Source organism: Streptomyces sp. NPDC060209 (assembly GCF_042728155.1).
GTDB lineage: Bacteria > Actinomycetota > Actinomycetes > Streptomycetales > Streptomycetaceae > Streptomyces.
The window spans coordinates 1-21037 of sequence record NZ_JBHWZS010000045.1; the positions used below are offsets into that span (position 1 = coordinate 1).

Genomic DNA, 21037 nt, shown 5'->3' on the forward strand with positions numbered 1-21037 from the left:
AGGGCGCGGCGGCCTTCTGCTCGTTCTACTCGGCCTGCTCGGTCTACTCCACGACCTTCAGCAGCTTGTTCGCCGTGCCCTCGGTCGCGTTGGAGATGGCGTCCGGGGTGGCCCCGCCGGTGAGCGCCGTGGCGACCTCCTCAGGGGTGGCGTCGGGGTGCCCGCCGAGGTAGACGGCCGCGGCTCCGACGACGTGGGGGGTCGCCATGGATGTGCCGGAGATGGTGTTCGTGGCGTCGTCGCTGTCGTTCCAGGCCGACGTGATGTCCGAGCCGGGAGCGTAGATGTCCACGACCGAGCCGAAGTTGGAGAACGAGGACTGCTCGTCGTCCACCGTGGACGAGGCCACCGTGATGGCCTCGGGGACGCGGGAGGGGGAGCCCTCGCCCGCGTCGCTCGACTCGTTGCCCGCGGCGACCGCGAAGGTCACGCCGGAGGCGATGGCCTTCTGCACCGCGGCGTCGAGCGCCGGGTCCGCCGATCCCCCGAGGCTCATGTTGGCGACGGACGGGCCCGCGTGGTTCGCGGTGACCCAGTCGATGCCCGCGACGACCTGCTCGGTGGTTCCGGAGCCCGCGTCGTCCAGGACCCGGACGGCCACGATCTTCGCCTTCTTGGCGACACCGTGGGCGGCGCCGGCGATGGTGCCGGCCACGTGCGTTCCGTGTCCGTTGCCGTCGTCGGCGTCGTCGTCGTTGTCCACGGCGTCGAAGCCCGAAGTCGCGCGGCCCTCGAAGTCCTTGTGGGTGACGCGGACACCGGTGTCGATGACGTACGCCGTGACGTCCCCGCCCGCGGCATCCGGGTAGGTGTACGCGCCGTCACCGGCGGTTTCGGCCTGGTCGATCCGGTCCAGCCCCCAGGACGGCGGGTTGTCCTGGGTGGCGTCGATGTGGAACTTCTTGTTCTGGACGACCTTGGAGACGGCCGGGTCGGCGGCGAGCCGCTTGGCCTCGGTCTCCGAAAGCCCGCTGGCCGAGAAGCCGTTGATGGCCGACTTGTAGTTCCGCTGGAGCGTGCCGCCGTACTCCTTCGCCAGCCCGGCCTTGTCGGCCTTCTGGTCCAGCATCACGATGTAGCTGCCGGAGACGGCTGTCGCCGCGTCCGCGCCGTAGACGGTGCCCATCGCGGGGGCCGGGGCGGCTCCGGCGAACGGAGTGGCGAGCAGGGTGACGCCGGCGGCCGCCGCAACTGCGGTTATCGCGGCGGTGAGCTTGACCGAGCGCGCGCGCTTGTGAATTGCCATGAAGAGGGGTCTCCTCGTCATTCTTTGTGGGGGGATTGGCCCTCGGCCGGAAGATCTCCGGGGGCTGCCTCGAAACACTGCTCGATTGACGCGCCCAGATCAAGACCTTCATGTAGCCGTCACGCACTCGGCAAGCTTTCGACACAGAAAACCTGCGCACTTCCTGTCATGTCGGGCGAACTTTCGATCACCTCCCGGCCATAAGGGCGCACTTGCGTACCGGACGAGTGAACTTGGTCCGATCGGTCACGAATGACCGCACCTCGTTGTAAGGAACGCAGGAACGGAATGGCATCTTTCGTTTGTGCACATCGCCAGCAACACACCACATCCCGCACGCAAGGACGCGTGGCGCACCGCTTGTACGACAAACGGGGATGACGAGGTATCAGGCAGTGCGGATCAGGACGCGTCCGCCGCGACCGCTGAGCTCATGACGGCCGCGAGCCTGCCGTCGCAGACCCAGCACGGGCGCCGCGCCACGGTCGCGATCGTCGGCCTCGGCTACGTCGGACTGCCGACCGCGCTGTCACTCCACGCCGCGGGCCACGCGGTGGTCGGCGTGGACACGAGCGAGTCCCGGCTGGGAGACATCCGGTCCGGCCGGGTCGACATGCTGCCCTCCCAGCACGGCCGGCTGAGCGCGGCGCTCCACGGCGAAGGCTTCCGGCTGACGGCGGACCCCGCCGCGGTCATGGCCACGGAGGCGGTGATCATCTGCGTGCCGACCCCGGTCGACGAGCGGCTCGTGCCCGATCTGCGCGCGCTGACCGCGGCGTGCTCGTCGGTGGTGGCCCACGCGGTCCCGGGGCAACTGCTGGTCCTCACCTCGACCAGTTATGTCGGCACCACGCGCGACCTCCTTGTCGAGCCGCTCGCGGCGAGGGGGCTGCTCCCCGGCACCGATGTCTTCGTGGCGTTCGCTCCCGAACGGATCGACCCCGGGAACCCCGCCCACTCCCCCGACAGGACCCCACGCGTCATCGGCGGTGTCACCCCTCGCAGCACCGAACTCGCCGCCTCGCTGCTGGCCGGGACCGCGCCCTCCGTCCACCGGGTGGACAGCCCGGAGTCCGCCGAGATGAGCAAGCTGTGGGAGAACACCTTCCGGGCCGTCAACATCGCACTGGCGAACGAACTTGCCGAGAGCTGCCTGGAATTCGCGCTGGAGCCACGACACGTCATCGAGGCAGCGGCAACCAAGCCGTACGGCTTCATGCCCTTCTATCCCGGCGCGGGCGTCGGCGGGCACTGCATCCCCTGCGACCCGCACTACCTGCTGTGGCAGCTGCGGGCGAGGAAGGTCGCGTCCCCTCTGGTGGACGCCGCGATGACGGCGATCGCCGAGCGGCCCGCCCGGGTCGCCGGGAAGGCGCGGGAAGCCCTCGCGGCCAAGGGGCTGGGAACCGTCGGCTCCCGGGTGCTGATCGTGGGCGTCGCCTACAAACCCGGTGTGACGGACCTGCGCGAGAGCCCGGCACTGGAGATCATCGGCCGGCTCACGGCCTGGGGCGCCACCGTCGAGTACACCGACCCCCTGGTGCCGCGCCTGGACCTGCACGGGGTCGTACGGAACAGCGTCGACGCCCCGGGAGCCCTGGACTGGGACCTGGTCGTCGTCCACACCGTGCACCCCGGAGCCGACCTCGACTGGCTGGACAGCGGCCCCGCCGTCCTGGACGTCACGCACCGCCTCACCACTGCGGCCACCGGCGCCGCCGTATGAACACACCCGCCACCCCGCCCAGGGGCCGTGCGCCGAGCCGCCGCGCGCTGCTCACCGCCGCGGTCGCCACGCCGGCCGCCGGTCTCGCCGGGGTGCTCGGCTCGAACGAACCGGATCCGGCTGCGACAGGCCGGCCGGCCGACGGCAAGGCGCCGGGCGGATCGACCTCCGCCGACCCGGTGCCAGGGCCCCCGGCGCCCGCCGCCGAACCGGAGGCCCCCTTCCGCCCGGTCTTCCCGGTGGAGGGGCTGGTCACCAACGAATACGCCTGCGGCCGTCCGGACTCCGAAGACGGCCGCCTCTCGCACGACTGGGTCGTCACCAGCGGATCGCTCTTCGCCCGCTTCGCCTTCGGGTGGACCGGCGTACCCGACGGCGAAGCGCCCGGCCCGGACTCCGGCACGCACACAGGGTCGTCCGTCTTCCGGCTCGTCACCCGCCGCCAGGACTTCGGCGACACCACCGTGCGGTGCTGGGTTTTCCTGAAGCCCCCGGGCGCCACCCAGCGCACCCCCGCGCGCGACTGGGACGGCGGGCACCTCTGGCTGCGCCACCACAGCGCGCAGGAGCTGTACGCCCTGAGCTTCCGCCGCCGGGACGGCAGGGTCGTTCTCAAACGCAAACATCCGGCGCCGGGCCGTCCCGTGGACGAGGAGGGCGTCTACACCACCCTCGCCACAGCCCACCACGCCCTCGACTACGGCCGGTGGCACCAGGTGGCCGGCACGGTGAGCGGCTGCCGGGACGACCGGGTCCGGATCGCGCTGTCCCTGAACGGACGGACGGTCCTCGACGCGGAGGACCGGGAGCCGGGCAGGCTGGCCACGGCCGGCGGAGTCGGGCTGCGCGGCGACAACACCGAAATGGCCTTCTTCGGCTTCACGGCGAGGAACCACACCGGCCGCCGCAGCGCGGAGCCCCAGGCAGAAGGGACACACCGGTGAACGCGCTCCACCGGCCGCCGGCCCGCCCCCCGTTCCCCGCGCCGGACGCCGTCCCCGGCCCCCGCGGCGTACGCGCTCGCGAACACCGTGCCACCCGCGCCGACCCCGCGATCCGGCACGGGGTGCGCCGGCTGCTCGTCCTGTTCTGCCTGATGCCGCTCCTGGTCGTCCTGGCCCATCACGCCGCACGGCTGCCCCGGCTCAACCTGCCCGTCTGCTACGGGCTCGTCGTGCTGGCCGGCACGATCGCCATGCTCTACGTCGCCTACAGCCGGTACGAGGACCCGGCCGAGGGCGAACTGCGGGTGCGGCCGGGCCCGGAGGAGACGTTCCCGCCGCTGCCCGCGAATCCCATGGTCTCCTTCCTGCTCGCCGTCAAGGACGAGGTGGACGGCATCGAGGCGTGCGTACGCTCCATGGCCGCCTCCGACTGCCCCGGAGTACGGATCATCGTGGTGGACGACCACTCCCAGGACGGCACGGGTGATGTGCTGCGCCGGCTGGAGGACGAGCTCGCCATCACCGTCATCCACCTGGACGCCAACGTCGGCAAGAAGAACGCACTGGTCCGTGCCTGCGAGCTCGCCGACACCGAGATCATCGCCTTCACCGACTCCGACTGCGTCCTCGCCCCCGACGCGCTGCGCCGCTGTGTGCGTGCGCTGGTCACCCATCCCGAGCTGGGCGCCGTGAGCGGCCACTGCCGCGCCCTGAACACGGAATCCGGCTTCCTGGCCCGGGCCCAGGACGTCTGGTACGAGGGCCAGTTCAGGGTGTCCAAGGCGGCCGAGGCCTCCTTCGGCTCGGTGTCCTGCGTCTCGGGGCCGCTGGCCGTGTTCCGCCGGGACGCCATCTACAACTACCTCCCCGCCTGGGCCGACGACCGGTTCATGGGCGCCCCGTTCCGCTTCGCCACGGACCGCCAGCTGACCGGATACGTCCTCGGGCAGGCGTGGAAAGGCGAAGCGCTCAAGCGCCGCTACGCCGGATCCCCGTTCGTCGCCGAGGACTTCGCCGAGCGCCGCTGGCGCGTCGGATACGTACGCTCCGCGAAGGTGTGGACCGATGTGCCCGCCCGGCTGGGCCCCCTCCTGCGCCAGCAGGTCCGCTGGAAGAAGAGCTTCATCCGCAACCTCTTCTTCACCGGCTCCTTCATGTGGCGCCGCGGCCCCGGTCCCGCCGCCCTCTTCTACGGGCACGTGCTGTGGGTCCTGGCCGCACCGGTGATGGCGTTCCGGCACCTGGTCTGGGCGCCGGTTCACGGAGCCCTCTTCCTGACCCTTCTCTACTTCTGCGGAGTGATCCTCAAGGGCTGTGTCTGGGGGCTCGCGTACAGGATCGACCACCCCGGGGACACCAACTGGCGCTACCGGCCGCTCATGAGCCTGTTCTCCTCGGTGATGCTCGCCTGGCTGCTGCCGTACTCGCTGCTCACCGTCCGTCGCGGCGTGTGGTCCAGGGGGGCGGCGTGAGAGAGCTCGCCCGTCTTGCCTCCAGGGTGCTGGCAGCACTGCTGTGCGCGGCAGCCGTCATCGCCGTGTACCTTCTCGTGCTCTCCCGGGGGACCCTTCCGTGACCCACTCCGCACCCAGGCGGGCGCTGCTCGGGCTGCTGGCCCTGGCGATGGTCTGCGTACCCTTCTACGGCGCCTGGTACTACGAGGATTTCCGCAGTGCGGTGACGACGCAGGAGGCCCCTGCGGGGCCGGGGCCCGGCGGCGCCGCGGGCGCGGGCGGGCCGGCCCCGGAACACCGGGCGGGGAGCGCCGCCCCTGTCGTACTGGCGTACCACGACATCTCACGCGGTAGCGACAGCCGTTACGCGGTGACCCCCGAGGCCTTCGACGTCCAGCTCGCCGCCCTCGCGGCGGCCGGCTACCGCACCCTGAGCAGCGAGGAGTTCATCGCCTATCTGGGCGGAGGACCGGCGCCGGGCCCGCGCTCGGTGTTCCTGACCTTCGACGACGGCACGCACGGGCTCTGGGTGCACGCCGACCGCATCCTGGCCAAGTACCGCATGCGGGCCGCCGCCTTCCTCATCACCCGTTCGGTGGGGAGCCATCGCCCGTACTACCTCTCCTGGGAGGAGATCGGCCGCATGGCCCGGTCGGGGCGCTGGGACTTCGAGAACCACACCCATGACCTGCACCGTCGGGAGGCCGTGGACGCGGCGGGGAACACGTCCTCCGCGCTCGGCGACCGGCTGTGGCTGCCCCGTGAGAAACGGCGGGAGACGGCGGAGGAGTACCGGCGGCGGATCGAGGACGATCTCGACCGTTCGATCGGCGACATCACCCGCCACGGCCTGCCCAGGCCCCGGCTCTTCGCCTACCCCTTCTCCGAATCGCAGGGGCGAGCCGCGGCGCTGCCCACCAGCCGGATGCTGCGTACGGCGCTCGCCGAGCGGTTCGTGGCCGCGCTGACCAACAGCTCCGACCGTCCGCTGCCGGCCGGGCGCCGGGCGGCCGCCGCCGGCGAGGTGCAGCGGGTGGAGGTCACCGCCGGCACCGGCGTCCGCGAGCTGCTCGCCGCCGTCGAGCGCTGGACGTCCGTGTCCCCTGCCGAGTGCCCTGCCCCGCTCACCCAGCCCCAGCTGTGGCGGCGCAACGAGCGGTGGAGGACCGGCGGCCTGGGGGCGCTCACCGGCGCCGGGCCCTACCCCGGCCGGGTGGGGTACGCCGCTGCCGCCTACCGCCCGACGAGCTCCGCCGACTGGAACGGCTACACCGTCGACGCCCGGGTCGGCCGACTGCGCGAGTCGGAGAACAGCGTCGGCCTGATCGTGCGCGACGGCAGCCTCGATCCGCTCGAGGTGTCGCTCAGCTTCAGCTACGTCCGCCTGCGCGAGCACCGGGGCGGCCGCTGGCACGAAATCGGCCGCCGCACCCTGACCGACGCCGCCGAGCACCGCGTCAGGGTCACTGTGGACGGCGATCGGACCGTGGTCGTCGTCGACGGCGGGACACAGATCAAGCGGGCGGCACGCGCGACGGGCGGTGACGCGACCGGGGGGATCGCCATCAGCGCGCGCAACGGCGATCCCGACGGGAACTGGCCGCACTTCGCCTCCCTGACGGTGCACCCGTCAACCGGGGCAGCTGCGGTTCCGGAGCGGTGAGGGGCCTGCTCAAGAGGGAAGTTCGGCCTCGATGAGGTCGGCGGCCCGCCCGGTTCCGCCCTCTTGGGCCATCCGCTCCCGGATCCGCGCGAGCTTCGCGGCCACGTCCGGATCGTCCACCAGGGCGAGGACGGCAGCGCGCAGGGACGCGGCGTCCGCCTCCTCCTTCGGCAGGTGCCGGGCCACTCCGAGGGCCTGGAGCATGTCCGCGTTGCCGAACTGGTCGACGGCCTGCGGGACCGCCACCATCGGGGTGCCGGTGGCGAGCCCTTCCTGGCTGCCGCCCGCGCCCGCATGGGTGATGAAGGCGTCCGCCTGCTTCAGCACGGACAGTTGCGGGACCCAGGAGTGCACCTCGACGCCGTCCGGTACGTCCCCGAGTTCGGACGGGTCGACGTGTGCGCCGATCTGCAGCACCACATGCCAGTCCGGCAGGTCGCCGAAGGCCTTGACGCACTCGCGGTAGAACGCGGGCTCGTCGGTGTACGACGACCCGAGGGAGACCAGCAGGACTCTCGCGGCGCCGGCCGGCCGCTTCCACTCCCCCTGGTCGGCCCGCTCGCCCTGGCAGGCACCGACGAAGGTGAACCTGTCGTGGTCCACACGGTCGGCGTTCGGCTGGAGCGCCTCGGGAATGAGCGCGATGCCGCGGCGCGGCCGGGCCACGAAGTCGTCCGAGGAGAGGTCGCCCAGACCGTTCTCCGCGAGCCATGCCGCGAAGCGTTCGAAGTAGGCCCGGCCCTGCTCGGTCTTCCTCAGATCGGCGTTCATGGCCTCCCCCACCTCTTCCCCGTACCCCTCCCAGGGGACCAGGTTTGGCCAGAGCTGGACGGTGGGCACGCCCCAGCGGTGGGCGAGGACGCGGGCCGGGTAGGAGGTGATGTCGTGCAGGACGAGGTCCGGCTCGTCCCCGTCGAAGGCGTCGGCGAGCTGCGGGAGGGCCTGGACGGCGTCATCGAGGAACGGTGCGATGTAGTCGATGGGTTCACTGCCCCAGTCCTCCGGATCGGTGGGCAGTGTGGAGGTGTAGATCACCGGCTCGGCTCCGGTGGCGGCGACCGTCCCGGCGAACGAGGCCGGGATGGCGTAACTGACGCGGTACCCACGGGCGACGAGCTCCCGGATGACTTCGAGGCTCGGGTTCACGTGCCCGTGGGCGGCGATGGAGAACATGGCGATGTGGGCGCGCGGGGTCGCTGTCATGCCACCACCGTAAGCGAGACGATACGTCTCGTCCAGTTGATTTCGGCCACGTACCGCGGCCCGATCAGCGCTGGTAGCGCGCCAGCACCCGGTTCCCGTCGTCGACCAGGCGTTTCTTCAGCTCCTCGGTGTCGATGGCCCCGCTGTAGTACTCCTGGAGCGCGGGAGTGGCGACCTTGTCCTTCCACTCGGGATAGCCGCGCACCGACTGCGCGGGGGCGGGACGCAGTGCACGGGCGAGAGCGGTGCCCGTCGCCCAGCCGTTCTCCTCGGTGTGCAGTGCGGGATCACCCAGCGCCTCGGTACCGGTCGGCAGCATCCAGTCGCCCTTGGCCAGCCGCACCATGTTCGCGGGGCGCAGCAGGAAGTCGATGAACTGCACGGCTTCCTTCTTGTGCGGGCTGTCCTCGGCGACCGAGAGGGTCTGCGGGCTGACTCCCTGAGCGAGCCCTCCGCTGCCGGCCGGGGTGGGGAGCACCGTCCACTCGAATCCCTCGGGCGCCTGCTCGACGACCTGCTGGCGGTAGGAGAAGCCCAGCGGGACCATGGCGTACTTGCCGCCGAAGAAGCCCGGGAGCGTGTCCGAACCCCCCATGCCGAGCGCCGAACGCGCGGCACTGCGGTCGGAGCCGACCTGGTCCCGGACCGTGCCGGGCATGACCCGGTCGCCCTCGTCGAACCGGATGGTCACTTTGCCGTCCTCGTCGCGGTGGAAGAGCTGCCCACCGGAGGAGAGCCCCAGATTGAGGGTGACGGAGACCGGCTCCTTGAGCGGCCAGGCGACCCCGTAGGTCCCCTTCTTCGTCAGCTTCTCGCTGACCTGCCGGAATTCCGGCCAGCTCCAGGGCTTCTCCGGGGTCGGGATCCGGACGCCCGAGGACTCCAGGATCTTCGTGTTGGCGATCAGGACCTTGGGTTCCTGGAGGAAGGGCACTCCGTAGACACCGTCGTCGAAGGTGGTGGTCGCCCAGGACTGCCGCGGGATGTCCTCGGTCAGCCGGTCCGGCAGCAGGGTCCGCAGATCGGCGAGGTAGCCGCCGTACGCGAAGTCCGCGAGGTCGTCGGAGGCGTCGTGGATGATGTCGGGCGCCTCGCCTCCCTCGAAGGAGGTGAGCAGCTGGTCGTGGACGTTGTCCCAGCTGCCCTGGACGTAGTCCACCTGGATGTCCGGGTGGGCGGCGTTCCATTCGCGCACGAGCTGCTTGTTGGCGTCGACGGACTCCTTCTGCCAGGCGAGCGACTGGAAGCTGAGCCGGATCGTGCCGTCCGCGTCCGTACCGCGGCCGCCTCCTGACGAACAGCCGGTCAGCAGGAGGGCGAGCGCGGTGGTCACCGCGGCGGCGAGCACGGGCAGGCGGCGGCGCATCAGTGCTTCACCGCCCCGGCCGTCAGACCGCCCGTGATGCGCTTCTGGATGACCGCGAAGAGCACGAGCGAGGGAAGCGTGGCGAGGAACGCGGCGGCGGCGAGCGGCCCGAGGTCGGCCACCCCCTCCGCGCCGAGGAAGTGGGTGAGTACGACCGGCAAGGTCTGCTTCTCCGGTGTCTTGAGCAGGACGAGCGCGAAGAAGAACTCGTTCCATGCGGTGATGAACGCGAAGAGCGCTGTGGCGACGATCCCCGGAGCCAGCAACGGCGCGGTGACCGAGACGAGGATCCGCGCCTTCCCGGCCCCGTCGACCGCTGCGGCCTCCTCCAGTTCGGGCGGCACGGCCCTCACGTAGCCGGCCAGCATCCAGAGGGCGAAGGGCAGCGACCAGACGACGTACACCAGGATCAGCCCCCACAGCGAGTTGATCAGGTGCAGGTATTTGAGGACCAGGAACAGCGGAATGATCACTAGGACGAAGGGGAACGCCTGGCTGACCACGACCCACCCCGTGGCGGCCGTGGACAGCCGCCCCCGGTGACGGGCCATCACATAGGCCATGGGCGTGGCGATGACCACCGCGATCAGGGCGGCGCAGAGCGCGGCGGTGAGCGAGTTGGCCGCGGCCCGTAGCAGCGGCTGCTCGTCGAAGGCCTGCCGGAAGTTGTCCAGCGTCGGATCCTCGGGAATCCACGTGGGGTGCAGCGAGCCGAGCTCACGGGCCGGCTTGAAGGCGGTGGAGATCAGCCAGAGGAAGGGGAAGGCCAGGAAGACGAGATAGCACAGGAGCGCGGCGTACTGCCCGGCGCGCGCGGTTCTGCCCGTACGGAGGCTCATGCGTCCTCGCCTCCCCTGAGCCGGCCGGCGAGGTAGACGGCGAGCAGCACCGAAATGACGGCGACCATCACGCATCCCATCGCCGCGGCATAGCCGAACTGTCCGTACCGGAAGGCCTCTTCGTAGGCGAAGAGCATGGGCAGCCGGGTGCGGCCCCCGGGGCCGCCGCTGGTCAGGACGTAGACCAGGGCGAAGGAGTTGAAGTTCCAGATGAAGTTGAGCGCGCTGATCGCGAGGGCCACGGGCCTGATGGCGGGCCAGGTGACGGTACGGAAACGACGCCAGGCGCCCGCTCCGTCCAGGGCGGCCGCCTCGTGGAGTTCGTGAGGGGTGTTCTGCAGCCCCGCCAGGAGCGCCACGGTGGTCTGCGGCATGCCGGCCCAGATGCCGACGACTATCACGGCGGGCAGCGCGGTGGCGAGCCCGGTCAGCCAGTCCCTGCCGTCACCGAGCCCGAGATCGCGGATGGTCTCGTTGAGGATGCCGGCGTCGGGGTTGTAGACCAGGCGCCACATGATGCCGACGACGACCTCGGGCATGGCCCAGGGGATGATCGCCAGCGCCCTGGCGAGCCAGCGCATCCGCAGGTTCGCGTTGAGCAGCAGGGCGAGGCCGAGGGCGAGCACGAACTGCGGGACCGTGACTCCGACCGCCCACAGCAGGCCGATCCGGAAGGAGTCCCAGAACAGCGTGTCGTGCAGGAGGTCCTGGAAGTTGAGGACACCGATCCACTGGGTGGAGCGGGTGCGGCCCGACTGCGCGTCGGTGAAGGCCAGCACGATGCCGTACAGCAGGGGGCCGACGCTGAGGATCAGGATCGGGATCAGCGCGGGCAGCACCAGGAACCAGGTGGCGCCGTCCCGTCGGCGGCCGTCACCCCGTCCGCCCTGTGGGGCCTTACGCCCGGACCGCGTCATTGCGGTCGCCAGTGTCATGAATTCGACCCCTTTACCTCTTTGGATCGGTTTCATCCCTGAATTGCCGCCCGGGCGGCCCCCGTCATCGTGCTGACGGGCCGCCCGTTCGTCAAGGTGGCCTGCGAGGATGAGAAAATCGGGCCATGGACGAGATGCGCGCACGCGAAGTACTCACTGCCGCCGGACTGCCCGGCGGGGCGGAGCTCCTCGCGCTGGGCGAGAACGCGGTGTTCGCCTCCGGTGACCTGGTGGTCAAGATCGGCCGGGACGCCACGCACCACCCGGAGCTGCGGGAACGGGCCGAGCGGGAGGTGGCCGTCGCCCGGTGGCTCGCAGCCTCGGGAGTACCCGCCGTACGGGCCGCCGAACCTCTGGCCCGCCTGGTGGAGGGCCACCCGGTGACCCTGTGGCACCGGCTGCCCGACGCCGTGCGCACGTCCGAACCGCGTGATCTGGCCCCGCTGCTCACGCAGGTGCACGCGCTGCCCGCCCCGGAGGACTTCACGCTCCCGCGCCGTGAGCTGCTCGGTGGCGTCGAGCGCTGGCTGCGGCTCGCGGGCGACGCGATCGATCCGGCGGACGCCGACTACCTGCGCGGCAGGCGCGACGGCTTCGCGAAGGCCGCGGCGGCCCTCGCCCCGCATCTGCCACCGGGTCCGATCCACGGCGACGCGCTCCCCCGCAACGTCCACGTCGGCCCGGACGGCCCGGTGCTCGTCGACCTGGAGACCTTCTCCGCCGATCTGCGCGAGCACGATCTGGTGGTTCTCGCGCTCTCCCGCGACCGGTACGGCCTGCCCTCCGATGCCTACGACGCGTTCACCGAGGCGTACGGCTGGGACGTACGCGTCTGGGAAGGATGCGCGGTGCTGCGCGGCGCCCGCGAGACGGCGAGCTGCGCCTGGGTCTCCCAGCATGCCCCGGCGAACCCCAAGGCGCTGGCGGAGTTCCGGCGGAGGGTGGCGTCGCTGCGCGAGGACGACCCCGAGGTGCGCTGGTACCCCTTCTGAACTGCCCTCCCGCGCGCGGGAAACGGCCCGCCCGGACACCGGCGCGGCTTCGTAGGACTCCGCCGGAACGGCCCTTCTTGCACCCCCGATCCGGCCCCTCATAGGTTGGCCTCATGGGATTCTTCGACATGCTGACCGGAACCAAGCGTCCCGAGGACGGGGTCGTGCCACGCTCAGCCGAGGAGTTGCGGACAGCCCTGCTCAGCCTCAACCAGCCGGATGTCCCCTACGTCATCCGCGACGGCGCGGCGTATGGCGCCGATCTGGTGGCGGAGTGGCGGATCGACGAGCCCGCCTGGCAGACCTTCTTCATCGGGTCCCAGCTGACGCACGCCGTCCGGATCCGGATGCGCCTTGTCGAGGGGGGCCCGGAGGTGCGTGCTGTCGAGGAACAGTGGGAGGTCACCCGCGTCGGGAATCCTCCGCGGCTCCAGGCGTCGGCGGCCTACTCGCGCGGCTCCGGCAGGACAGTCTCCCGCCGCTACACGCTCCAACGCGGGGAGAACGGCCGCCTCGGAGCGACGGAGACATTCAGCTTCGACAGCGCGCAGCTGACCGATCCCCTGCGGAACGCCGCCCTCGAGTCGGGCTGGACCTGGCGCGGAGTGATCTTCGGCAAGCTGTGAGGCCGGCGGGGGGCCACCTCGCCCTCCCGGGAACGGGAACGCGGTGCCACGTATGCTTCCGGCGACCGCCTTGATCATTCGGAATGGAGCCCCCGTGACCATAGCCCGCTTGTCCGCGGCGAAGTGGAGCCTTTCGGCCGTGGCCGTCGGCGTGCTGCTCGCCGGCTGCTCGGCATCGGTCAGCGCCGGGAAGACCGATCCGAAGCTGTCCTCGGACAAGCTGGCCGACTCGCTCGCCGACAAGCTCGCCGCCACGACGGGCCAGCCGAAGCCGGACATCACGTGCCCGGAGGACCTCGCCGGGAAGGTCGGCACCGAAACCCGGTGCACACTCACCGCGGACGACGGCAGCACCCTGGGCGTGTCGGTCACCGTCACCTCCGTCGACGGAGAGCAGATCCACTACGACTTCAAGGCCGACGAGACGGCTTCACCTGCTCCGAACTGACACCCCCGGAACGCTCTCTCCCACCTGCGGCTCCCGACTCCGGGGGATGAGCGGCCAGGCCGGTTCGACGACCGCCGACGGATCCGCGGTGCGCCGCAGATACGCCTGCAGGGATCGCGACTGCTCGGCTGCCGCCTGCACCTGAAGACCGTGCAGGTCCTCCAGCGGCATCACTCCGACCGACTGGTGCATCTCCCCCATGCGTCGCACCACGCGGGCAGCGGCAACGGCGTCCGCCCTCGCGTCGTGCGCGTCGTCGAGCGTCACCCCGTAGTGGGCGCACAGCGCGTGGAGGGCCCGCTTCCCCTTCCGGTACTTGTCGACGTGCTTGTCGATCACCAATGGATCGATGACGGGCGAAGGCGCGTCCCCCAGCCGCTCGCTGACCGACCCGACCGCGTAACGCCGGCACTCACGGTCGAGCAGGGACAGGTCGTAGCGTGCGTTCATCACCACCAGCGGCGTCCCCGAGCGCAGTCCGTCGGCGACGGCACGGGTGATCTCCTCGATCGCGGAGGCGGCCGGCACCCCGTGCTCGCGGGCGCGCTCCGTCGAGATGCCGTGGATCGCCGACGCCTGCTCGGGTATGGCCACACCGGGATCGAGCAGCCAGGTCCGCTCCTCGGACACGGATCCGTCCGCCTCCAGCCGGACGACCGCCGCCGTCACGATGCGGTCGGTCTCGACATCCGTCCCCGTGGTCTCCAGGTCGAACGCCAGCAACGGCCCGCTGATCCAGCTCATCCCGTACCTTCCTTCCGTGGTGCTCTCCCCCGAGTGATGACCACCTTCGCACGCACCACTGACAACGCCGGAAGGGGCGTCAGGAGACGGGCCTGGAGTCCGTCCAGACCGACTCGAACTCCTCGCGGTACGTCTCGAAGAGGCCGTGTTCGCTGTCCTGCCCCGCCCTGACCACCGCACGGCCCCCGCCGCGCAGCACCAGCACGGGCGCCTCCATGCCGCGTGCGCGGCGCAGATAGGGCTGGACGACCCCGACCGCGTCGGGCCCGTCGCCGTCCACCAGATAGGCCGTGAAGCGCGGCGTCTCGTCGAAGACCTGGATCTGGAAGGCCCCCGGGTCGCGGAGCTTGGAGCGGACCCGGCGCATGTGGAGGATGTTCATCTCCACGGAGCGGCTCAGTTCGCCCTTCTTGAGTCCCAGCTCGCGCTCCCGGCGCTTCACCGCGCTGCTCGCCGGGTTGATGAACAGCAGCCGGACCCGGCAGCCCGACTCGGCGAGGCGCACCAGCCGGCGCCCCGAGAAGTTCTGCGTGAGGAGATTGAGCCCTATGCCGATCGCGTCCAGCCGGCGCGCGCCGCCGAACAGGTCCTCGGCGGGAAGCTGACGCTGCAGCCGCACCCGGTCCGGGTGGACGGAGACCACGTCGGCGTACCGGTCGCCGACCAGCTCCTCCACGGCGTCCACGGGCAGCCGGTCGGCGGACGGGACCGCTGCTCCGCTGCCGAGGATCTCCAGGAGCCGCGAGGAGGCCCTCTCCGCCTGTGCCAGGACCGCCTCGTTCAGTGCGCGGTTGCGGGAGACGACGTTGCGCGCCACCTCCAGCTCGTCCAGCGCCAGCTCCACCTCTCGGCGGTCGTCGAAGTACGGCTCGAAGCAGGGCCAGTGCTGGACCATCAGCTCGCGCAGCTGCGGCAGCGTGAGGAAGCTCAGGACGTTGTCGTCCGCCGGGTCGAGGAGATAGCCCTTGCGGCGCGAGACCTCCCGGACCGCGACGGCACGCTGCACCCACTCCTGCCCTGCGGGCCCCGCGGCGGCCACCACCCAGTCCTCGCCGTGCACCGGCTCGTAGATCGGCCGGATCACGGCGGAGACCACGGCGCGCAGCCGCTGTTCCACGAGATTCAGCCAGATGTACGCCCGCCCGGCCCGCTGGGCACGCGTGCGCACCTCGTTCCAGGCGTCCGCTCCCCAGTCCAGCTCAGCACCGATCTCCATGGGCTGTGCGAGGGAGACGGCCCCTGGCGGGGCATCAGTCGATTCCCCCTCGTGACCTGCGTCACCTGGGGGCAGCTCGAACCCTCCCGAGCTCACCCGTGTACCGCCTTCCACTCCCCCACCAACGATCAAGGAAGGGTACTCCGGTAGCGGGAGCCGGTGCAGCCGGATGCACAGGCTCCTTACTCAACTCCCCTATCCCGAAGGCCCGTTCCTTGCGGTGAGATCGGGTGGAGTGAGATGGTTCATAGCGATTGCGCACCCCCTGGCATGCCGCATACCGGACGGAGGAGCCGCTCCGGGACCCGGACCCCCTGTCCGGGCGACACCGAGGTGTCCCAGGTTGACCGGCCCGGCGGGATCGCACGACGGAACCCGACCGCACCGGTCGACGTACTAGGTACAGGACCGTCTTTCGGGGAGTATCGGGGCGAAAACCCCCAGCACCCGGATCAGAAGTGGAAGAGTCCTATCTATGCAGGTCTGGCCGGGACACGCGTATCCCCTCGGCGCCACGTACGACGGCGCGGGAACCAACTTCGCGGTCTTCTCGGAGGCCGCCGACCGAATCGAGTTGTGCCTTCTGCACGACGACGGTTCGGAAACAGCGGTGGAGCTCCGCGAGACCGACGCCTTCGTCCGTCACGCCTATCTGCCCGGAGTGATGCCGGGGCAGCGCTACGGCTTCCGGGTGCACGGGCCCTACGAACCGCAGCGCGGGCAGCGCTGCAATTCGGCGAAGCTGCTCCTCGATCCCTACGCGCGTGCGATCTCGGGGCAGATCCAGTGGGGCGAGGCGGTGTACGGCTATCCGTTCGGCAAGCCGGACGAGCGCAACGACCTCGACTCGGCACCGCACACGATGAGCTCGGTCGTGGTCAATCCGTACTTCGACTGGGGCGACGACCGGCGCCCGCGTACCGACTACCACCGCACGGTGATCTACGAGGCCCACGTGAAGGGCCTGACGATGCTCCACCCGGGCCTGCCGGAGGAGCTGCGCGGCACCTACGCGGGGCTCGCGCATCCCGAGATCATCGCCCATCTCACGGAGCTGGGGGTCACCGCGATCGAGCTGATGCCGGTGCACCAGTTCGTCCAGGACCACCGTCTCGCCGACGCCGGCCTCGCCAACTACTGGGGCTACAACACCATCGGCTTCTTCGCCCCGCACAACGCCTACGCCTCCTGGGGCGACCGGGGCGAGCAGGTGCTGGAGTTCAAGCAGGCGGTGAAGGCGCTGCACCAGGCGGGCATCGAGGTGATCCTCGACGTGGTCTACAACCACACGGCGGAGGGCAACCATCTCGGTCCGACGCTCTCGTTCCGGGGTCTCGACAACGCCTCGTACTACCGGCTGGCCGACGACCAGAAGTACTACATGGACACCACCGGCACGGGGAACTCCCTGCTGATGCGGTCGCCGCACGTCCTTCAGCTGATCATGGACTCGCTGCGGTACTGGGTGACCGAGATGCACGTGGACGGCTTCCGCTTCGATCTGGCCGCGACGCTCGCACGCCAGTTCCACGAGGTGGACCGGCTGTCCTCCTTCTTCGACCTGGTGCAGCAGGACCCGGTGGTCAGCCAGGTGAAACTGATCGCCGAACCCTGGGACGTGGGCGAGGGCGGCTACCAGGTGGGGAACTTCCCGCCGCTGTGGACCGAGTGGAACGGCAAGTACCGGGACACGGTGCGGGACCTGTGGCGGGGCGAGCCACGCACCCTCGCGGAGTTCGCCGGGCGCCTCACGGGCTCCTCCGACCTCTACCAGGACGACGGCAGGCGCCCGCTGGCCTCGATCAACTTCACCACCTGCCACGACGGTTTCACCCTGCACGACCTGGTCTCGTACAACGACAAGCGCAACGACGCCAACGGTGAGGGCAACCGGGACGGCGAGAGCCACAACCGCTCGTGGAACTGCGGGGCGGAGGGAGAGACCGAGGACAAGGAGGTCCTGGAGCTGCGCAGTCGTCAGATGCGCAACTTCATCGCCACCCTGATGCTCTCCCAGGGCGTGCCCATGCTGAGCCACGGCGACGAGTTCGCTCGTACGCAGCGGGGCAACAACAACGGCTACTGCCAGGACAACGAGCTCTCCTGGGTCCACTGGCCCGACCCTGCCGCCGCCTCGCGTGCGGAGGACGGCGACGAGGACGGCGACGGCACGGACACGAGCCTGCTGGAGTTCACCCGGTCCATGGTCTGGCTGCGCAGGGACCACCCGGTCTTCCGGCGCAGACGCTTCTTCCACGGCCGTCCGGTGGAGGGCACGCACGACGAGCTGTCCGACATCGCGTGGTTCACCCCGAGGGGCGAGGAGATGACCCAGCGGGACTGGCAGGCCGCACACGCCAAGGCCATGACGGTCTTCCTCAACGGCCATGCGATCTCCGAGCCGGGCCCGCGCGGTGAGCGGATCGCCGACGACTCCTTCCTGCTCATGTTCAACGCGGGCGCGGAGACCCTGGAATTCGCCGTCCCGATGAACCACGGCAAGCAGTGGCAGGTCGTCGTGGACACGGCGATCCCGGACGGGGTGCCGCCCGGTGCGGGACCCAAGGTGTCCGCGGGTGAGCGGGTGACGCTGGTGGGGCGCAGTCTGACGGTGCTCAAACGTCCGGCGTAGGCCGATGGGGTGACGGCACCGGCCGGGCGGCCTCCGGGCCGGTGCCGGGTGGCGGAGAAGGTGGGAGAGCGGCGCCCTGCTGGGTACGTACGAATCCATGACGCCCACCGCCACGTACCGGCTTCAGCTCCAACCGGACTTCCCGTTCGCCGCCGCCGCCGACGCCGTGCCGTACCTCGCCGAGCTCGGCGTCTCCCATCTGCACCTGTCCCCCGTCCTGGAGGCCGTGCCCGGTTCCGGGCACGGCTACGACGTCGTCGACCACAGCACGGTGCGGGCCGAGTTCGGGGGCGAGGAGGGCCTGCGGCAGCTGGCCGGTACGGCACGCGCCCACGGCCTCGGCATCATCCTGGACATCGTGCCGAACCACATGGCCGCCGCGCCCCGGCACAACCTGCCGCTGTGGGAGGTGCTGCGCGAGGGCCCGGATTCGCCGTACGCCCGCTGGTTCGACATCGACTGGTCGGCGGGCGGCGGGAAGCTGCTGCTGCCCGTGCTGGCGGGGCGCGTCGGCGAGGAGAGCGGCAGCTTCGAGCCGGGCACCAGGGACGACGGCACCCCCGTGCTCCGCTACGGCGGTATGGAGTTCCCGGTGCGCGAGGGCACCGCCGACCTCCCGTTGCCGGAACTGCTGGCCGCCCAGCACTACAGGCTCGCCTGGTGGCGGCTGGCCAGGACCGAGCTGAACTACCGGCGGTTCTTCACCATCTCCGACCTGATCGGGGTCCGGGTGGAGCACCCCGAGGTCTTCACCGCCACCCACGGCAAGATCCTCGAACTGGTCCGGGACGGAGTCGTCGACGGGCTGCGCATCGACCACCCGGACGGGCTGGCAGATCCCGCCGCGTATCTCGGGCGGCTCGGCGATGCCACCGGCGGGCGGTGGACGGTGGTGGAGAAGATCCTCACGGGCTCCGAGGCCCTGCCGGCAGGCTGGGCGGTCGCGGGGACCACGGGCTACGACGCGCTGCACCGGATCGACGGTCTGTTCACCGACCCGATGGGCGCCGCGGATCTGCTGGGCCGCTACCGGGACTTCGCGGGGCCCCCGGGGGACCGCGGAGGCTACTGGACCGCGACCGTCCGCCGGGCGGCCTACCGCGTGGTCACCCACGAGCTGGCCGCCGAGACGGAGTGGCTGACCCGCCTCGCCGTCGAGGCTTGTGCCGGGGACCCCGCGCTGCACGACCACGCGCCGTGGGCGCTCCACACGGCTGTGCGCGAACTGCTGGTCCGGGTGCCCGTCTACCGGCCGTACGTGACGGCGGGCGGCCCGCTCACGGAGATCGCCGAGTCGACGCTCCCGGCGGAGGCGGTGCGGGACGCCAAGGCGGTGTTCCCGGTCTCCCAGGAGGCCGAGGCCGTCGATGTGGTGCGGGATCTGGCGCTGGGCCGCCTCGGCGACGGGCCGGCGCACGCGGCGTTCTGTGCCCGGTTCGCGCAGACGGCCTCCGCGCTGCACGCCAAGTCGGTGGAGGACACGGCGTTCTACCGCTACGTCCCGCTCATCTCCGCGACCGAGGTGGGCGGCGACCCCGGTCGGCCGGCGGTGAGCCCCGAGGAGTTCCACGCCTTCTGTGCCCGTATCGCGCGGGACTGGCCGGCGACCGGCACGGTGCTCACCACCCACGACACCAAGCGCAGCGGGGACGTCCGGGCCCGGATCGCGGTCCTGTCCGAGTGTCCCGAGCGGTGGTCCTCGCTCGTGGCGCAACTGTCCAGGGCGGTGTCCGTGCCGTCCCCCGATCCCCAGCTGGCCTGGCAGGCCTGGCAGTCGGCGTACGGCTGCGCGGGCCTGCCCGCCGGTGAGATGGCGGGCAGGCTGGAACCGGCGCTGCTGAAGTCCGTACGCGAGGCGGGCCTGTTCACCAGCTGGACCGAGCCGGATCCGGCGTACGAGCGGGCGGTGACCGACTTCGTGGCGGCCGGTCCGGGCGGCGACACCGGTGAGGCGCGGTCGATGATGACCAGGTTCGCGGACACGCTCGCCCCGTTCGTGCGGGCCAACGTGCTGGGGGCCGCCCTGGTGCATCTGACGATGCCCGGCGTGCCCGATCTGTACCAGGGCACGGAGCGGGAGTACATCGCGCTGGTCGACCCGGACAACCGGCGGCCGTTCACCAGGCCCGCCGGAGGCGACGACGAGAAGGCCTCGCTGACGACGGCTTCGCTGCGCCTGCGCCGGGAGCGCCCGGAGCTGTTCGGCGAGTCGGGCACCTACGCCCCGCTGGCGGCACGGGGCCCCGCGGCCGCGCACTGCCTGGCGTTCTGCCGGTCCGGCGAGGTGGTCACGGCGGTGACCCGGCTGTCGCTGCGGCTCGACGAGGAGGGCGGCTGGCGCGATACGGAGCTGGCGCTGCCCGACGAGGGCCCGTGGGGCGACCTGCTCTCGTCCGGACGGGAGTTCACGGGGCCGGTGGTCACCGTGGCAGACCTCTTCGCGGACCGGCCGGTGGCGCTTCTCGTCAGGACGGCACGGGGACGGGGCTGAAGAGCTCCGGTCACCGGGTGGAGACCTTGTGGACGGTGGTGTCTTCGGGCTTCAGCCGTCGCCCGTCGGCCGAGCGCACTTCCAGCGCGCGAAGGCGATGTCCCTGCCGGCGGTCGACCATCTGCGAATGCGGTTCGCCGGGGGCGAAGAAATTCTGTTCACCCCACTGTCGCAGCGCCACGATGACGGGGAAGAGCGCTTCGCCCTTCGGCGTCAGTACGTACTCGCGGTAGGCGCTGCCGTCCGAGGCGGGGACGGATTCGAGGACGCCGCCGGCCACCAGGGCGCGCAGGCGGGCGGTGAGGATGTTCTTCGCCACGCCGAGGCTGCGCTGGAACTCCCCGAAGCGACGGCTCCCGTCGAAGGCGTCGCGCACGATCAGGAGAGACCACCAGTCGCCGATCGCGTCCACCGACCGCGCGACGGGACAGTCGCTGTCGTCGAAGCGCGTCCTTGTCACCATGCCGTCCTCCATTCCCTCACTGGTTGCAAGATGCTACCACTGGACGTTA

At 70.9% G+C, this 21037-nt stretch carries 17 protein-coding genes; 9 read left to right on the plus strand and 8 right to left on the minus strand.

The features are described 5' to 3' along the window. Nucleotides 1-43 precede the first annotated feature (43 nt). On the minus strand, nucleotides 44-1246 hold the full coding sequence (locus tag ACFWFI_RS11900; protein WP_387388147.1) for a S8 family peptidase: 1203 nt from the start codon (nucleotides 1244-1246) through the stop codon (nucleotides 44-46). Nucleotides 1247-1679: 433 nt separating this feature from the next. Between ACFWFI_RS11900 and ACFWFI_RS11905 the strand changes: the two genes are divergently transcribed. The 4 genes from ACFWFI_RS11905 (at nucleotide 1680) to ACFWFI_RS11920 (ending at nucleotide 7033) form a co-directional block, all read left to right on the plus strand. Beyond that, nucleotides 1680-2972, plus strand: a complete 1293-nt coding sequence (locus ACFWFI_RS11905) for a nucleotide sugar dehydrogenase (protein ID WP_387388149.1) — start codon at nucleotides 1680-1682, stop codon at nucleotides 2970-2972. Beyond that, a complete protein-coding gene (locus tag ACFWFI_RS11910; protein ID WP_387388151.1) occupies nucleotides 2969-3916 on the plus strand; it encodes a hypothetical protein in 948 nt (315 codons plus the stop codon). Before ACFWFI_RS11905 ends, ACFWFI_RS11910 begins: the two co-directional genes overlap by 4 nt. After that, the gene (locus ACFWFI_RS11915; RefSeq protein WP_387388152.1) at nucleotides 3913-5388 is read left to right on the plus strand and encodes a glycosyltransferase family 2 protein; all 1476 of its coding nucleotides are present in this window, start codon (nucleotides 3913-3915) and stop codon (nucleotides 5386-5388) included. The genes ACFWFI_RS11910 and ACFWFI_RS11915 overlap by 4 nt, the downstream gene beginning before the upstream one ends. Nucleotides 5389-5488: 100 nt before the next feature. Continuing rightward, the gene (locus tag ACFWFI_RS11920; RefSeq protein WP_387388154.1) at nucleotides 5489-7033 is read left to right on the plus strand and encodes a polysaccharide deacetylase family protein; all 1545 of its coding nucleotides are present in this window, start codon (nucleotides 5489-5491) and stop codon (nucleotides 7031-7033) included. Between the two features lie 9 nt (nucleotides 7034-7042). On the opposite strand, the gene mgt is transcribed toward ACFWFI_RS11920, so the two are convergent. From mgt to ACFWFI_RS11940, 4 genes are all read right to left on the minus strand, one after another. Next, the gene (mgt, locus tag ACFWFI_RS11925; protein WP_387388156.1) at nucleotides 7043-8236 is read right to left on the minus strand and encodes a macrolide-inactivating glycosyltransferase; all 1194 of its coding nucleotides are present in this window, start codon (nucleotides 8234-8236) and stop codon (nucleotides 7043-7045) included. A 64-nt stretch (nucleotides 8237-8300) separates the two neighbouring features. After that, a complete protein-coding gene (locus tag ACFWFI_RS11930; RefSeq protein WP_387388158.1) occupies nucleotides 8301-9602 on the minus strand; it encodes an ABC transporter substrate-binding protein in 1302 nt (433 codons plus the stop codon). Continuing rightward, nucleotides 9602-10441 carry a carbohydrate ABC transporter permease gene (locus ACFWFI_RS11935; protein WP_031095444.1) on the minus strand — a complete coding sequence of 280 codons (840 nt, stop codon included), beginning with the start codon at nucleotides 10439-10441 and terminating at the stop codon, nucleotides 9602-9604. Before ACFWFI_RS11935 ends, ACFWFI_RS11930 begins: the two co-directional genes overlap by 1 nt. Continuing rightward, the gene (locus tag ACFWFI_RS11940; protein ID WP_387388160.1) at nucleotides 10438-11376 is read right to left on the minus strand and encodes a carbohydrate ABC transporter permease; all 939 of its coding nucleotides are present in this window, start codon (nucleotides 11374-11376) and stop codon (nucleotides 10438-10440) included. The genes ACFWFI_RS11935 and ACFWFI_RS11940 overlap by 4 nt, the downstream gene beginning before the upstream one ends. Before the next feature lie 125 nt (nucleotides 11377-11501). Between ACFWFI_RS11940 and ACFWFI_RS11945 the strand changes: the two genes are divergently transcribed. The 3 genes from ACFWFI_RS11945 to ACFWFI_RS11955 all read left to right on the plus strand — a co-directional run bounded on the left by ACFWFI_RS11945 (nucleotide 11502) and on the right by ACFWFI_RS11955 (nucleotide 13442). Further along, nucleotides 11502-12368, plus strand: coding sequence for a phosphotransferase enzyme family protein (locus tag ACFWFI_RS11945; protein ID WP_387388161.1), 867 nt, complete (start codon nucleotides 11502-11504; stop codon nucleotides 12366-12368). Between the two features lie 113 nt (nucleotides 12369-12481). Beyond that, nucleotides 12482-12994 (plus strand): hypothetical protein, encoded by a 513-nt coding sequence (locus ACFWFI_RS11950; RefSeq protein ID WP_387388163.1) that lies wholly within the window; start codon nucleotides 12482-12484, stop codon nucleotides 12992-12994. 94 nt (nucleotides 12995-13088) lie between these two features. Further along, nucleotides 13089-13442: a DUF4333 domain-containing protein gene (locus ACFWFI_RS11955; RefSeq protein ID WP_387388164.1), complete on the plus strand. Its 354-nt coding sequence runs from the start codon at nucleotides 13089-13091 to the stop codon at nucleotides 13440-13442. Here ACFWFI_RS11955 and ACFWFI_RS11960 read toward each other — a convergent pair. After that, nucleotides 13425-14186, minus strand: coding sequence for a 3'-5' exonuclease (locus ACFWFI_RS11960; protein WP_387388166.1), 762 nt, complete (start codon nucleotides 14184-14186; stop codon nucleotides 13425-13427). The genes ACFWFI_RS11955 and ACFWFI_RS11960 overlap by 18 nt on opposite strands. A 79-nt stretch (nucleotides 14187-14265) precedes the next feature. Beyond that, entirely contained in the window at nucleotides 14266-15498 is a 1233-nt protein-coding gene (locus ACFWFI_RS11965; RefSeq protein WP_387388168.1) for an SAV2148 family HEPN domain-containing protein, read from the minus strand. A 379-nt stretch (nucleotides 15499-15877) separates the two neighbouring features. Here ACFWFI_RS11965 and glgX point away from each other — a divergent pair, with 379 nt between their 5' ends. After that, entirely contained in the window at nucleotides 15878-18034 is a 2157-nt protein-coding gene (glgX, locus tag ACFWFI_RS11970) for a glycogen debranching protein GlgX (RefSeq protein WP_387388170.1), read from the plus strand. 97 nt (nucleotides 18035-18131) lie between these two features. Next, the gene (gene treY, locus ACFWFI_RS11975) at nucleotides 18132-20525 is read left to right on the plus strand and encodes a malto-oligosyltrehalose synthase (protein WP_387388172.1); all 2394 of its coding nucleotides are present in this window, start codon (nucleotides 18132-18134) and stop codon (nucleotides 20523-20525) included. 10 nt (nucleotides 20526-20535) lie between these two features. Here the strand turns inward: treY and ACFWFI_RS11980 are convergent, their stop codons facing one another. Continuing rightward, nucleotides 20536-20988: a winged helix-turn-helix transcriptional regulator gene (locus ACFWFI_RS11980; RefSeq protein ID WP_387388174.1), complete on the minus strand. Its 453-nt coding sequence runs from the start codon at nucleotides 20986-20988 to the stop codon at nucleotides 20536-20538. Nucleotides 20989-21037 lie beyond the last annotated feature (49 nt).